The 13292-nt window shown below is 43.5% G+C and carries 17 protein-coding genes and 1 tRNA gene; 16 read left to right on the top strand and 2 right to left on the bottom strand.

Features of this window, described 5'->3' with window-relative positions; genetic code table 11:
- Window positions 1-30 precede the first annotated feature (30 nt).
- The 4 genes from MKX68_RS11095 (at window position 31) to MKX68_RS11110 (ending at window position 3587) form a co-directional block, all read left to right on the top strand.
- A complete protein-coding gene (locus MKX68_RS11095) occupies window positions 31-792 on the top strand; it encodes a ParA family protein (RefSeq protein ID WP_024629525.1) in 762 nt (253 codons plus the stop codon).
- Window positions 785-1630, top strand: coding sequence for a ParB/RepB/Spo0J family partition protein (locus MKX68_RS11100; protein WP_062836525.1), 846 nt, complete (start codon window positions 785-787; stop codon window positions 1628-1630). Before MKX68_RS11095 ends, MKX68_RS11100 begins: the two co-directional genes overlap by 8 nt.
- Before the next feature lie 161 nt (window positions 1631-1791).
- On the top strand, window positions 1792-2946 hold the full coding sequence (locus MKX68_RS11105) for an aminotransferase class V-fold PLP-dependent enzyme (RefSeq protein WP_340911469.1): 1155 nt from the start codon (window positions 1792-1794) through the stop codon (window positions 2944-2946).
- Between the two features lie 140 nt (window positions 2947-3086).
- On the top strand, window positions 3087-3587 hold the full coding sequence (locus tag MKX68_RS11110) for a DUF4446 family protein (protein ID WP_036671879.1): 501 nt from the start codon (window positions 3087-3089) through the stop codon (window positions 3585-3587).
- On the opposite strand, the gene yyaC is transcribed toward MKX68_RS11110, so the two are convergent.
- Window positions 3562-4167 (bottom strand): spore protease YyaC, encoded by a 606-nt coding sequence (gene yyaC, locus MKX68_RS11115; protein WP_036611957.1) that lies wholly within the window; start codon window positions 4165-4167, stop codon window positions 3562-3564. The two genes, MKX68_RS11110 and yyaC, sit on opposite strands and share 26 nt — an antisense overlap.
- A gap of 117 nt (window positions 4168-4284) precedes the next feature.
- On the opposite strand from yyaC, the gene MKX68_RS11120 reads away from it, so the two are divergent.
- The 4 genes from MKX68_RS11120 to MKX68_RS11135 all read left to right on the top strand — a co-directional run bounded on the left by MKX68_RS11120 (window position 4285) and on the right by MKX68_RS11135 (window position 5897).
- On the top strand, window positions 4285-4548 hold the full coding sequence (locus MKX68_RS11120; RefSeq protein WP_017691427.1) for a DUF3343 domain-containing protein: 264 nt from the start codon (window positions 4285-4287) through the stop codon (window positions 4546-4548).
- A 14-nt stretch (window positions 4549-4562) separates the two neighbouring features.
- Window positions 4563-5504, top strand: coding sequence for a mechanosensitive ion channel family protein (locus MKX68_RS11125; protein WP_445259501.1), 942 nt, complete (start codon window positions 4563-4565; stop codon window positions 5502-5504).
- Complete coding sequence (locus MKX68_RS11130) at window positions 5494-5703, top strand: DUF951 domain-containing protein (RefSeq protein ID WP_036611950.1); 210 nt, start codon at window positions 5494-5496, stop codon at window positions 5701-5703. The genes MKX68_RS11125 and MKX68_RS11130 overlap by 11 nt, the downstream gene beginning before the upstream one ends.
- 103 nt (window positions 5704-5806) lie before the next feature.
- Window positions 5807-5897, top strand: a tRNA-Ser gene (locus MKX68_RS11135).
- A 436-nt stretch (window positions 5898-6333) separates the two neighbouring features.
- Here the strand turns inward: MKX68_RS11135 and MKX68_RS11140 are convergent.
- Window positions 6334-6528 carry a YjzC family protein gene (locus tag MKX68_RS11140; RefSeq protein WP_036671877.1) on the bottom strand — a complete coding sequence of 65 codons (195 nt, stop codon included), beginning with the start codon at window positions 6526-6528 and terminating at the stop codon, window positions 6334-6336.
- Window positions 6529-6731: 203 nt separating this feature from the next.
- Here MKX68_RS11140 and rpsF point away from each other — a divergent pair, with 203 nt between their 5' ends.
- The 8 genes from rpsF to MKX68_RS11180 all read left to right on the top strand — a co-directional run bounded on the left by rpsF (window position 6732) and on the right by MKX68_RS11180 (window position 13279).
- Window positions 6732-7025 carry a 30S ribosomal protein S6 gene (rpsF, locus tag MKX68_RS11145; RefSeq protein WP_036611944.1) on the top strand — a complete coding sequence of 98 codons (294 nt, stop codon included), beginning with the start codon at window positions 6732-6734 and terminating at the stop codon, window positions 7023-7025.
- Between the two features lie 48 nt (window positions 7026-7073).
- Complete coding sequence (gene ssb / locus MKX68_RS11150; RefSeq protein WP_017691432.1) at window positions 7074-7559, top strand: single-stranded DNA-binding protein; 486 nt, start codon at window positions 7074-7076, stop codon at window positions 7557-7559.
- 56 nt (window positions 7560-7615) lie between these two features.
- Window positions 7616-7888, top strand: a complete 273-nt coding sequence (rpsR, locus tag MKX68_RS11155) for a 30S ribosomal protein S18 (protein ID WP_017691433.1) — start codon at window positions 7616-7618, stop codon at window positions 7886-7888.
- Window positions 7889-8116: 228 nt separating this feature from the next.
- Window positions 8117-8710, top strand: a complete 594-nt coding sequence (locus MKX68_RS11160; protein WP_289390791.1) for a M15 family metallopeptidase — start codon at window positions 8117-8119, stop codon at window positions 8708-8710.
- Window positions 8711-9437: 727 nt separating this feature from the next.
- The gene (locus MKX68_RS11165; protein ID WP_026081379.1) at window positions 9438-10427 is read left to right on the top strand and encodes an ABC transporter ATP-binding protein; all 990 of its coding nucleotides are present in this window, start codon (window positions 9438-9440) and stop codon (window positions 10425-10427) included.
- Between the two features lie 14 nt (window positions 10428-10441).
- Entirely contained in the window at window positions 10442-11374 is a 933-nt protein-coding gene (locus MKX68_RS11170) for an ABC transporter ATP-binding protein (protein WP_074092894.1), read from the top strand.
- A gap of 7 nt (window positions 11375-11381) precedes the next feature.
- On the top strand, window positions 11382-12344 hold the full coding sequence (gene opp4B, locus MKX68_RS11175) for an oligopeptide ABC transporter permease (RefSeq protein WP_221820232.1): 963 nt from the start codon (window positions 11382-11384) through the stop codon (window positions 12342-12344).
- A gap of 29 nt (window positions 12345-12373) precedes the next feature.
- A complete protein-coding gene (locus MKX68_RS11180) occupies window positions 12374-13279 on the top strand; it encodes an ABC transporter permease (RefSeq protein WP_036611941.1) in 906 nt (301 codons plus the stop codon).
- Window positions 13280-13292: the final 13 nt, after the last annotated feature.

Here is a 13292-nt window from a genome sequence, read left to right on the forward strand (position 1 = left end):
AAGACTCCTATTTTATTTGAGGTGAAGTAATTGTCTAAGATTATGGCCGTAGCAAATCAAAAGGGCGGTGTGGGGAAAACGACGACATCTGTTAACTTGGGTGCAGGACTGGCTTCACTCGGGAAAAGAGTATTGCTTGTCGATATTGACCCTCAGGGGAATACAACCAGCGGAGTTGGAATCAATAAAGCAGATGTGGCTAATTGTATATATGATGTCATTATTAATGAGGTTCCTCCTCAAGAAGCGATTGTGGAGACTCAGATTGAAGGCCTTCATATCATACCTGCAACGATTCAGCTTGCCGGAGCCGAGATCGAATTGGTGTCCACGATATCACGGGAAGTTCGCCTGAAAAAATCACTCGCCATGGTGAAAAAAAACTATGATTACATACTGATCGATTGTCCACCATCTCTTGGTATGTTAACGATCAATTCGTTGACTGCTTCCGATTCGGTGATCATTCCGATTCAGTGTGAGTATTATGCACTTGAAGGATTAAGCCAGTTGCTTAATACGGTTCGTCTGGTACAGAAACACCTGAATACATCCCTGCAGATTGAAGGGGTATTGCTGACGATGTTTGATGCGCGGACTAATCTGGGAATTCAGGTTATTGAAGAAGTGAAAAAGTATTTTCAACAAAAAGTATATCAAACAATTATTCCGCGTAATGTACGGCTTAGTGAAGCACCATCTCATGGTCAATCCATTATTACGTATGACCCTCGTTCAAGAGGGGCGGAAGTGTATTTAGAGCTCGCAAAGGAAGTGATTTCTTATGAGTAAGCGGCTTGGAAAAGGTCTTGATGCCCTCATTCCTTCGCTTTCAATTAATGACGATGATAAAGTCGTAGAAATCCCGATTAGTCAACTGCGGGCTAACCCCTATCAACCACGTAAAGTATTTGATGAGGGCGCAATACATGAACTGGCTGAGTCCATTCGTCAGCATGGTGTCATACAACCCATTATTGTTCGTCCTGTATTACGTGGTTATGAGATTATCGCCGGAGAACGACGGTTCAGAGCTTCGCAATATTGTGGTAATGCCACGGTACCAGCTGTAGTCCGTAACTTCAGTGATCAGCAGGTAATGGAGATTGCGTTGATCGAGAACCTGCAACGGGAGAATCTGAACGCCATGGAAGTTGCAGTTGCTTATCAGGGGTTAATGGATCAATTCGCGTTGACTCAGGAAGAGTTGTCTGTAAAAGTAGGTAAATCACGTTCTCACATTGCTAACTTCTTGCGTCTGTTATCATTACCCGAAGAAGTAAAAGACCATGTTTCACGTGGAACATTATCTATGGGACATGCACGTGCGATCGTGGGTGTGAAGGACGAGGTTATGGTGAAGCAACTTGCCAAACAAACCATTGATCAGCAATGGAGTGTACGTGAGTTGGAGGAAGCAGTTCAACAACTGGATCGTTCCAAAACAGGTGAGGCTAAAGCCAAATCGAAGTTGAAAAAGAAAGATCCATTCATTGATACGTTGGAAGAATCTCTACGTGAACGTTTCAAAACAACAGTGAAAATTAAGCACAATAAAGATAAAGGTAAAATTGAGCTCAACTACTACAGTCAACAGGATCTGGAACGGCTATTGGAATTGTTACAATAACAGTCGGGTCTATGATTCATTAACAACATGCGGGGCTTACTCATGTCATGACATATCGCCTCTGTACCATGGAGAAACGATATGTCATTCTTTGTTTATAGGGTTATATGTGCAATATGTGCAGGCGAATTATTAATTTATGGGACAGAGGTGGTTGTGAGGTGGAGGGAGTTATCTATCTAGATCATGCAGCAACATCTTGGCCCAAACCACCTGCTGTCGGTGATGCGGTGTTGAGTGCATTGGAGATTGCCGGAGCCAATCCTGGCAGAGGAAGTCACCGCATGGCTGTTCAGGCAAGTCGTGTATTGTTTGAGGCGAGAAAATCCTTATCCGATATTTTTGGAATCAAAAATGCGAATGATATTGCATTCGGATCAAATACGACAGAAGCGCTAAATCTAGCTATTCAAGGCTCGCTTAGAGAGGGCGACCATGTGATTGCCACCATGGCTGAACATAACTCAGTCAGACGACCACTGGAGTACATGCGAAGACTCCGAAATGTAGAGATTGATTATGTACCTGTTAATGCTGCGGGAGCCATTGATCTGATGCAAATGGAACGTATGTTTCGTTCGAATACCAGATTGGTGGTATGTACACATAGTTCCAATCTGCTTGGCAGTATTCTTCCTATTGGAGAAATTTCGCTCCTGTGTCGTAAACATCGGGCGATCTTATTGGTAGATGCGGCTCAGAGTGCTGGGGTTATGCCTGTGAATGTACAACAATTGGGCATTGATATGTTGGCTTTTCCAGGGCATAAAGGACTGCTTGGTCCTCAGGGTACAGGGGGCTTGTACATTGCTCCAGAGCTCGATATAGAGCCTTTACTTCATGGAGGAACAGGAAGTCAGTCAGAAGCTTTGGAGCAGCCAAAGGTCCGTCCTGATCGGTATGAAGCGGGGACGCCGAATACTGTCGGGATCGCAGGGCTGAATGCGGGTGTGAAACATGTACTTGAGATGACACCAGCGGTCATCTACCAACATGAGTGGGAACTGACCCAACATATAATGGATGGGCTGTCCTCCGTTAAAGGCATTCGAATGCTTGGTCCAGAGATTGGACAGCCACGCACCGGATTAGTATCTTTTACTGTGGATGGGTATGATTCGGCACAACTCGCCTTCCGATTGGATCGGAATTATGGGATTGCGGTTCGCTCCGGTTTTCATTGCACACCGCTTGCACACGAATCTGCTGGTACAACTGCTACCGGAGCAGTAAGGGCCAGTGTGGGCTACAATTCAACTAGAGAACATGTGGAAGCACTCGTTAAGGCAGTGTTGGAATTGACTGGGGCAGACTAGATTAGAGTTGAAATGATGAACTCATTTGATACTGGGTTGCTTGATTAAGCTTATGGATATCGGGTTGATTTATAATGAATGATAATATTACAGGACAGACGTTAATCTGATCAAAAATATAGAGGGGTAGTTGCAATTACATGGCTGAATTAAACGAGCTGATTCTGGAACAGCTGTTATGGATTATTGGCGGAATGGCATTACTTACGGTGATCTTGCTGATTGTGAGTATTGTTCAAGGGGCAAAGTTACGAAAGTTTAAACGTAAATATGAAGCCATGATGGCTGGCAGTGGAGTAGAGGACCTGGAATCGTTGCTGATTAATCTGAAAATTCAGATGGACAGCATTGAGGATGAACACAAACTGCAAACGAATCAGCTGCAAGTTGTCATGCAAAAGCTGACCCGCATTCAAGGTAAAGTTGGCGTGAAAAGATACAATGCTTATGGAGAGCGTGGCAGTGATCTGAGCTTCTCAATGGCCATGATTAATGATAGCCAGGATGGCATGATCCTTACGGGGATATATAACCGTGACGGTTCTTACGTATATGCCAAACCTCTTAAAGGGGGAGAGTCCACGTATACTCTGTCCCCAGAGGAAAAGGAAGCTATTACTCTGGCACAGCAAGCAGAGTAGAACGTGTATGCCATTCCCGAATGGCCGAGTACAGACTGCTGGATATAATCTCGGACATGCGCATAACAAGACTGAGCCGTGTGTTCTGTAGAACAAAGTATTCCATAAAGCCGCCGACGTTAACGATACCTGTCAGATGGATATCGCCGACCGGCGGTAATTCTTTATTTACCCCCGCACCCGGCTTGAGTGGACCATTTACAACTTGAATGCATCCCACACTGGATGATTGTCCGAGACAGGCATCAATGCCAATCACGTAAGGGTTATGGTGTGTTTTCTGTATGTTGTGTAGTGTATCTTGCAGGTTCATCGCATGGACTGGTTCATCCAAGGTACCATATAGATGGAATAAAGGGCTGTCCCACTTGGAAAGGGCTGATCCGACCAGAGGACCAAGGCAGTCGCCTGTTGAGCGATCTGTGCCGATGCAGACAATCACTACATTTTGCAGAGAATGGGCTTTATAGAGATGGAACATTAAACGATGGGTAATGGCCGAGTGAATACCTGGATCGGTATGGGGGATTTTCAAACTGGTCATGTCTTGTGATGAAAAGGAACGCGAAGTAGGATTCATAGGATCTATCCTTTCCCTTGGAATAGTAGTAACAGTATATGGAAAGGTAGAGCGTTTTATACTTCACGAGGACAAGCTTTTTCTCCAGGGTGGGACTTATGGCGAAAGGAGACGAACATGGACGAATGGATTAACGATTGGATGCTGATTGCATTTGATTCAACCCAGCAGGCACTGCGTGCTGAAATGCTGCTGGAGTTTGCTGAGATAGAAATTGATTTGTTCCCTACGCCAAAAGAAATTACAGCAGGTTGTGCGTTATGTATCCAGTTTCCAAAGGAGGATCTGGAGCGAGTGCAGAAGATCATTCGTAACGAGTTCGTAGAGATCCGAGGCCTCTATTTCAAAACAGAAGACAGCTATGATAACATACCGATGTAGAGGAGAGATGATGGATGTTGCCATTTCAATTTGCTCAAGGGAATATAGCTAATGGTACCGCAACCGCCGTCGGTGAAGCCCTTCGTTGGACGGATAAAGTCTGGAACAAAATTGCAGATCCTGATATGTGGCTTAACATTATGTTCAGCTCAATTCGGATTATCATTATTTTTATCATCACCCGTATTGTCATTAAGGTGGTATATCGGATTATAGATCGTTCCATGGAACGCAAGCAGGAAGGCAAGATTCGCGTGAATCCGCGCAGATTCGTAACCGTAGGGGAACTGTTGAAAAATGCGACCTCCATAACATGTAATTTTATTATGATTCTGCTACTGTTATCTGAGATCAATATCCAAGTTGGGCCGCTACTCGCGAGTGCCGGTGTGCTCGGGCTTGCCATTGGTTTCGGTGCACAGGGTTTGGTCAAGGATGTTATTACGGGTTTCTTCATTATATTGGAGGATCAATTCGCTGTGGGGGATGTTATTCAGACGGGAACCTACAAGGGAACGGTTGAGGTGATCGGACTTAGAACTACCAAACTGGTCAGCTGGCAAGGCGAGGTGCACATTATCCCGAACGGGGCGATTGCAAGTGTAACGAACTACTCCATGTCAAATTCGCTAGCTGTAGTGGATATTCCGATGAAGGCGGACTTGAGTCTCGATGAGTCTGTACACCTGGTGAAGAAGTCTTTGGTTGGGATTGAAGAGCGTGATCTAAATATTGTGAAGGTACCGGATGTACTCGGTATACAGTCGATGTCTACGTCAGAGTATGTGGTGCGAATTGTAGCCGAATGTATGCCTAACTCTCGTGCGTCTGTGGAACGTCAGATTCAGGGCGATGTGAAGAAAACGCTGGAGTATCATGAGATGAGTCATCAAGCAGCATTGGAACAGGCAGTAGCTTTGGAGAAAGATGAGGGGGATGGCACAGGTGGAGCGTAAAAGTTTCCAGCTTGGGGATATCGTGCAGATGAAGAAGCAGCATCCCTGTGGCAGCAATGAGATGGAGATCATTCGTATGGGTATGGATATTCGGATCAAGTGTGTCGGATGTAAACATAGCGTGTTGATTCCAAGAGCGAAATTTGAGAAAAACATGAAGAAGGTATTGCGTTCAGCCGAAGATTCCACTGAATCCTGATCTTGCAATAATTCGGTATGCAGTACGCGTAATAACGTTTACATGTAGGCTCCGTAGGAGTATTGCGTTCTGTAAATGATCATGCTATAATCAATATTGCTGCGGAAAGGTACCCAAGAGGCCCAAGGGGGCTGACTCGAAATCAGTTAGGCGTGTCACAGCGTGCGTGGGTTCGAATCCCACCCTTTCCGCCACTTCAATTGCAACTTACTCAATACACATTGAGCTTAATAAAAAGATCGATAAGAAGACTTTCCATTAGGAAAGTCTTTTTTTGTATAACGTTTTAATGAATATGTATTGAACATGTATCCATATCAGATGCATCATTAATGACTAAAACGAAAATAAAGAGCCCCGAAGGGCTCTTTATCCGGCGGTGCATTTGTTTGTTAGGAAACAATCGGTCGTAACAATCAGAAACTTGGTGTACTGCACGTAGCAATACGCGTGCTTCAGACGAAGGGCCTTACAACACATAACCACTTGCTTCTTAGATTACGTGATGAATCTCCAACAGCGAATGATCGGCTTCGTTGTCCAACGGAACCACACCTCTCTCGTGCACCGCCTGATTGTATTATGTGCTTTATTTCGTTTTATATACATGGATCGTAAAAAGTATTGCGATTAATGGACGCGGGCTTTGGTCAGCTTCTTCCACTTGCGATTATGATTGCTTGTTTCGGGAAAAGCTTCACCTTTTTGCAGCGTTACCCGCTTAGGGTTCTGAATTTCCGTGACAAAGCTTTTTTCCCCAACTTCCGTGTACTCTCCATCGTTTGGGGCTTTGTCTCCTGGTTCAAACTCGGTTTTTTCACCCATGATAATACCTCCTCTGCAGATTATTGTTACTTTGTTGCTTCTGTAGTGTGCTCCATAGCCGGGCTGATCATGTGCCAATATGTACAGGGAACGTTTGCTTGCACTTTAACTCGGTATTTGTTATATTAATATAGTTCGAGTTTGTGCTCGTTCCTTGCTCTCAACCTAGATTGAGGGCCAGAGTCCATAAGGAGGTGAAAATTATGCGCAAATATGAAGTGATGTACATTATTCGTCCTGACATTGAGCAAGAAGTTGTTCAAGCTACAGTCGATAAATTCCAAGGCATCATCTCCAACGGCGGTGGTGAAGTTACAGCTCACGACGTTATGGGTAAACGCCGTCTTGCGTATGAGATCAAGAAATTCCGTGATGGTTTTTATGTTCTGGTACATTTCACTGCTGAACCAGCAGTTGTAACTGAACTTGAGCGTCTCATGAAGATTTCTGACGAAGTAATTCGTTATCTCATTACCAACGACGTTAAGTCTGCTTAAGACTACTCGTGATTAACGCACCAATACGCTCTGAAGGAGGGGATTACATTGTTGAACCGTGTCATTCTGATCGGCCGGTTAACCCGGGATCCTGAGTTGCGTTACACTCCAGCAGGAGTGGCAGTTACGCAATTTACTTTGGCAGTGGACAGACCGTTTACAAGCCAAGGGGGAGAAAAGGAAGCCGATTTCATTCCGGTCGTAACCTGGAGACAGCTTGCCGAGACCTGTGCGAACTACTTGCGCAAAGGACGCCTGGCTGCAGTCGAAGGACGCATTCAAGTACGGAACTACGAGAATAACGAAGGAAAACGTGTATACGTGACCGAAGTCATTGCCGATAATGTCCGTTTCTTGGAGTCAGCTAACCGTGATAATAGCGGTGGCGGCGGTGGGCAACCAATGCGTGAAGAGCCTTCTTATGGAGGCGGCGGACGCGCGAACAATAACAATAATTCGCGTAGCAACAATCAGGATCCTTTTTCCGATGACGGAAAACCGATTGATATATCGGATGATGATTTGCCATTTTAACATGAACTGATACTCTTAGGAGATATGGGTTACATGATAGGAAAGGACTGAAAAGCATGGGCTTCAAGCAAAGAGAAGGCGGAGACAACGATAAAAGACCGGCACGTCGTGGCGGCCGTAATAAACGTCGTAAAGTGTGCTTCTTCACAGCTAACAAAATTACTCACATCGATTATAAAGATACGGACTTGCTTCGTAAATTTATCAGCGAACGTGGAAAAATTTTGCCACGCCGTGTAACAGGTACTAGCGCTAAATATCAACGCATGCTGACGATTGCAATCAAACGCTCCCGTCAAATCGCATTATTGCCATACACAACTGAGTAGTTTTTACTCAGCTTGCATACGAAGCAGTCGGCTTATAGCCGGCTGCTTTTTTGTATATATCAATAGAAGTAATAGAAATAACAGACCCACTCTAACAAATGGAAGAATTCAATACTATGGTGATAGAAGCATTCAAGGCTCAAATGAATTATAATAGAGTCTAATCTACTGAAAAGGTTCAGGCAGCAGGAATAGCTGTTTATTTCAGAATAAACACCAGGAGTGGATATGAATACATCAAAACGTAAAGGCAAACAGAGAAAAAAGAGCAGTCTGAAAACCTGGATTATAGCTACTCTTTTACTTTCCATTATATATGTATGGTTACAGCAAAAAGGTGATATAGATAATATGTGGCCTGGGACAACAATCCAAGAAGCTCTGCCAATTACCGGCCTACATCCTGTGGTAGCAGAGAATGAGAGTTTATTGGTACGTAAGGCAGCCAGACGTGGAATAGAGATTATCATCACCCACGGCTACCGAAGTTCCGAGGAACAAGACGCACTATTCAACCAAGGACGCTCAAGCGCAGGCAATATCGTTACTAATGCACGTGGTGGGGAGTCATATCATAACTACGGATTAGCAATTGATTTTGCACTGAGGACGCCTGACGGTGATGTGGTGTGGGATATGGAACGTGATGATAACGGGAATGGCAAGGCAGACTGGATGGAAGTTGTGGATCTCGCCAAAGAGTTAGGTTTCACTTGGGGTGGAGACTGGGCAAACTTTCCGGACTATCCTCACTTGCAGATGGATTTTGGCTTGAGTATCAATGAGTTAAAACGTGGTAAAAGACCTCCTGATTCTCAGTAAAGAGTATTTTATATACATTTAAATGAATAATTATTAGATAAGCTCTGCATTTTGCAGGGCTTTTTTCTTTCTTTTGTAAAATAAATGATAAAAGATGACAATTTGGTCTTTACATTAGCAAATAAATAAAACTATACTAGATTAACTAGATTTTTTACTTTGATCGCACAGATTCTTTCATTTGTAAGCATAACGGTTCCCATTAAATAAAATTCAGCTATAGATTGAGATATAATCACTACTCATATATGTAACATTTACCTCACGCAAAATTAAGAATGTCTACTTAAATTAAAGCATACACATACATTAGATGTAACTACTATGTCATGTATATGTTATTTTGACTAATTGCCTATGTACACCTCACAGCCAAAAACAAGATAACACCTCTCAAAATTCCTGATATATGCCTTTATAGTATTACTAATATCCAATTCTGTAGTATAAAAAACATTTATACCAAAAATCTCAAAATAAGCATTGACGTTAGCTAAAATTACACGTATGATTACATTAATTATTTTGATATATAATTCCGCTAGGAATTATCAACATTAATTGACCAATGGTCTAAATATAAGTCTCTTAAACTTGTTTCTCCTAACAATTTGGTATTTTGTATAAGCTATTGTTCGTTATCTTCAAGAACTTGGAAATATACAGTGGATGCATTCCTCTACACACGAATACAATCTACGGAAATTATGGGGTTAGGGTGATTGATTTGAATACAGAGCTATTGGAAGTCAGAAATCTAACAACATCATTCAGAATTGAAGATGACTATTATGCAGCAGTGGATCACGTTAACCTTACGGTGAAGAAAAATGAAGTGTTGGCGATTGTAGGTGAATCTGGGTCAGGTAAAAGTGCTTTTGCATTCTCTCTTATGGGTTTGCATAACAAAGCAAAAATCGAAGGCCAGATTCTCTATAAAGGACAAGATATTGCCAACATCTCCCCAAGCAAGTTGAACAAGCTACGCGGCAAAGAAATGGGTATGATTTTTCAGGACCCATTGTCCGCACTAAATCCTCTAATGATTATTGGTGAACAGATTGAAGAGATTCTCACACTTCATCAGTCCAAGCTGTCTTCCAGAGAGAAGAGAGAAAAGGTCATTCACTTATTGAATCAGGTAGGGATTCCACGTCCCGAACAAATATACAAGCAGTATCCCCACGAACTATCTGGTGGTATGAGACAGAGAATTGTTATTGCCATTGCGATTGCCAACAAACCGGAACTACTCATAGCCGATGAACCAACGACGGCGCTTGACGTTACGATTCAACTACAGATTCTGGAGCTAATCCGTGATCTGAAGAATGAAATTAACGCAGGCATTATTCTGATTACACATGATCTGGGTGTCGTAGCTGAGATGGCTGATCGCGTTGCAGTTATGTATGCAGGCGAAATTGTTGAGATCGCAGATATCTTCACATTGATGAACGATGCGAAGCATCCATATACCCGCTCACTGTTGAACTCGATTCCCACCCTGTCTGAAGAAGGATCCAAATTACATGTCATCCAAGGTATTGTACCATCGCTCAAAAATCTTCCTCGCAAAGGGTGCAGATTCAAAGCCCGAATTCCATGGATTAGTGAATCGGCTCATGAAGAGAACCCGCAGATGCATGAAATTGCACCAGGTCACTTTGTAAGGTGTACCTGTTACCAGCACTTTCATTTCCCTGACCAAAGCTGAGGAGGAATAACATAATGGCATTACTCGAAGTAGAAGGGCTTAAGATACACTTTCCGATTCGCGGTGGATTGCTTAAACGGGAAATTGGCAGTGTAAAGGCTGTTGATGATGTTAGCTTCTCCATTGAACAAGGACAGACCTATGGTCTGGTTGGCGAATCAGGTTCAGGAAAGACAACAACAGGCAGAGCCATTATTGGGCTAAACCATGTCACTGACGGAAAGATTCTTTTTAACGGCAAAAATCTGGCTACGGAGCGACGTAAGAACAGGCAGCTCCAGCGGGATGTACAAATGATTTTTCAAGACCCATATTCATCACTGAATCCAAAGAAGCGGGTTATCGATATTATCGCTGAGCCGTTTCGTAACTATGAGCGTCTGACAGCTACTGAGGAGAAAAGACAAGTAAGAGAATTACTTGAAAAGGTTGGCTTGAGTCCGGAATCAATCTATAAATATCCGCATGAATTCTCCGGCGGACAGCGTCAACGGATTGGCATTGCACGGGCTATTGCACTGAAGCCGAAGCTAATTATCGCGGATGAACCTGTATCTGCACTCGATGTATCGGTACAGGCTCAAGTACTCAACTTCATGCAAGAGATTCAAAAAGAGTTAAATCTGACCTATCTGTTCATCAGTCACGATCTGGGCATCATCCGTCATATGTGTGATCAGATTGGAATTATGTATAAAGGTCGATATGTGGAACAGGGCACAACAAATGATATTTTTGAGAATCCACAACACATCTATACCAAACGTCTCATTGCAGCCATTCCGGATATGGACCCAACCAAACGAGAGGAAATGGTAGCCTTCCGTCAACAGGTCAAATCCGAGTATGAACATTCATACCGAAATTTCTTTGATGAGGAAGGGCTTGCATACTCGCTCAAATCCATTTCCGATACTCACCGAGTAGCTCTACCTCAGAAAGGTTGAAGGCCATATGTGGAAAACGATAGTACGCAGAATTATCATAATGATCCCTCAGATCTTTTTACTAAGTCTTTTGGTCTTTCTGATGGCCAAGGCCATGCCGGGTGACGCGCTAACCGGATTGCTTGATCCAAGCGTTGATCCCAAAGCATTGGAAGCCCAGCGAGAGAGACTGGGATTGAATAATCCCTGGTACGTGCAATATTGGGACTGGATCAAAAACGCCGTCCAAGGTGATTTTGGACAATCCTTCCGTTTCAAAATGCCGGTTACCGACTTGATCGGTCAGCGTGTAGCAAATACATTCTGGCTGGCACTGGCGACACTTGTACTGACTTACCTGATCGCTATTCCACTGGGTATCATCAGTGGTCGTTACAACGATACCTGGTCTGATCGGTTGATCACGGGATACACCTACCTGGGCTTTGCCGCACCATTGTTCATTTTCGCACTGGTGATGGTATGGATCTTCGGATTTCACTTCGGCTGGTTCCCGACAGGAGGTAGCGTTGCGCCAGGACTTACACCAGGCACATTCAGCTACATAATGAGTAAGTTCTATCATCTATTATTGCCGGCACTATCCATGGCACTGATTACTACGGTATCAACGGTTCAATATTTGCGTAGTGAAATCATTGATATCAAGCATAAGGAATTTGTTATTACTGCCAGAGCCAAAGGTGCCTCGGAATCCCGGATATACAACAGGCATATCTTGAGGAATTCACTATTACCTATCGCCGCGTTCTTTGGATATGAGATCACAGGACTTATCGGAGGTACGGTATTTATTGAAAGTATATTCAGTTATCCAGGTATGGGGCAGTTGTTCCTGAGTTCCATCTCATTGCGTGACTTCAGCGTTGTGACTGCACTCGTATTGTTGTATGGCGTAGCTTCCATTCTCGGGGCATTGCTGTCTGACATAATTCTAGGAATTGTAGATCCACGTATACGGATCAAGTAAGAACTTGAAGATTTCGGGGTGAAAACAAGATGAGCAAGGCCAACGAGGTAGTTGTAACTTCACAAAAGGTTGATAAAAGCCCCTCCAGCTTGAGTATTTTATGGAGGGAGCTTGTCAGAGATAAGGTGGCACTAATCTCGCTCATTTTCTTGGGCTTGGTCATGTTGCTAGTATATGGCACGTCTCTCATTCTGAATCAGGATGATATCGTACGCGTGGATCTGTTTGCCTTATATGAACCACCATCCGCGAAATATTGGTTAGGAACGGACTATGGAGGTCGCGATGTATTTGGCCAGCTGGTCATCGGTACACGTAACTCCCTGACCATTGGAATTATCGTAACGTTAATGACTGGCTTCATAGGTATCTTAATTGGCCTTTTATCCGGTTATTTCGGTGGAATGATAGACAACCTGTTTATGCGTGTTGTTGATTTCTTCATGATCCTTCCGATGTTGATGATTGTTATCGCGTTTGTTACCGCAGTACCGAAATACAATATCATCTCGTTCTCTCTAATCATGACGGCATTTCTTTGGATGGGTATCGCCAGATTGATTCGCTCCAAAGCATTACAGGAACGGGAACTGGATTATGTAAAAGCTTCAAAAACATTGGGCTCTTCTCATCTGAAGATTATGCTCTCACAGGTTCTTCCAAATCTGAGCTCCATTATCATCGTAACGATGACATTAAATCTCGCTGCCAACATTGGCCTCGAATCAGGGTTATCTTTCCTTGGATTTGGTTTTCCGGAAAGTACGCCTAGTCTTGGAACACTCGTAAGTTATGCACGTAATCCGCAAACCCTGGAATCCAGATGGTGGATATGGCTACCCGCATCGGTACTGATTCTGGTATTGATGTTGAGTATAAATAATGTCGGTCAAGCCCTAAAGCGTGCGACTGATGCAAGACAAAGAAGAGGTTAAAAAAAGGGAGGAA

It is taken from the genome of Paenibacillus sp. FSL M8-0212, assembly GCF_038004645.1.
Lineage (GTDB): Bacteria > Bacillota > Bacilli > Paenibacillales > Paenibacillaceae > Paenibacillus.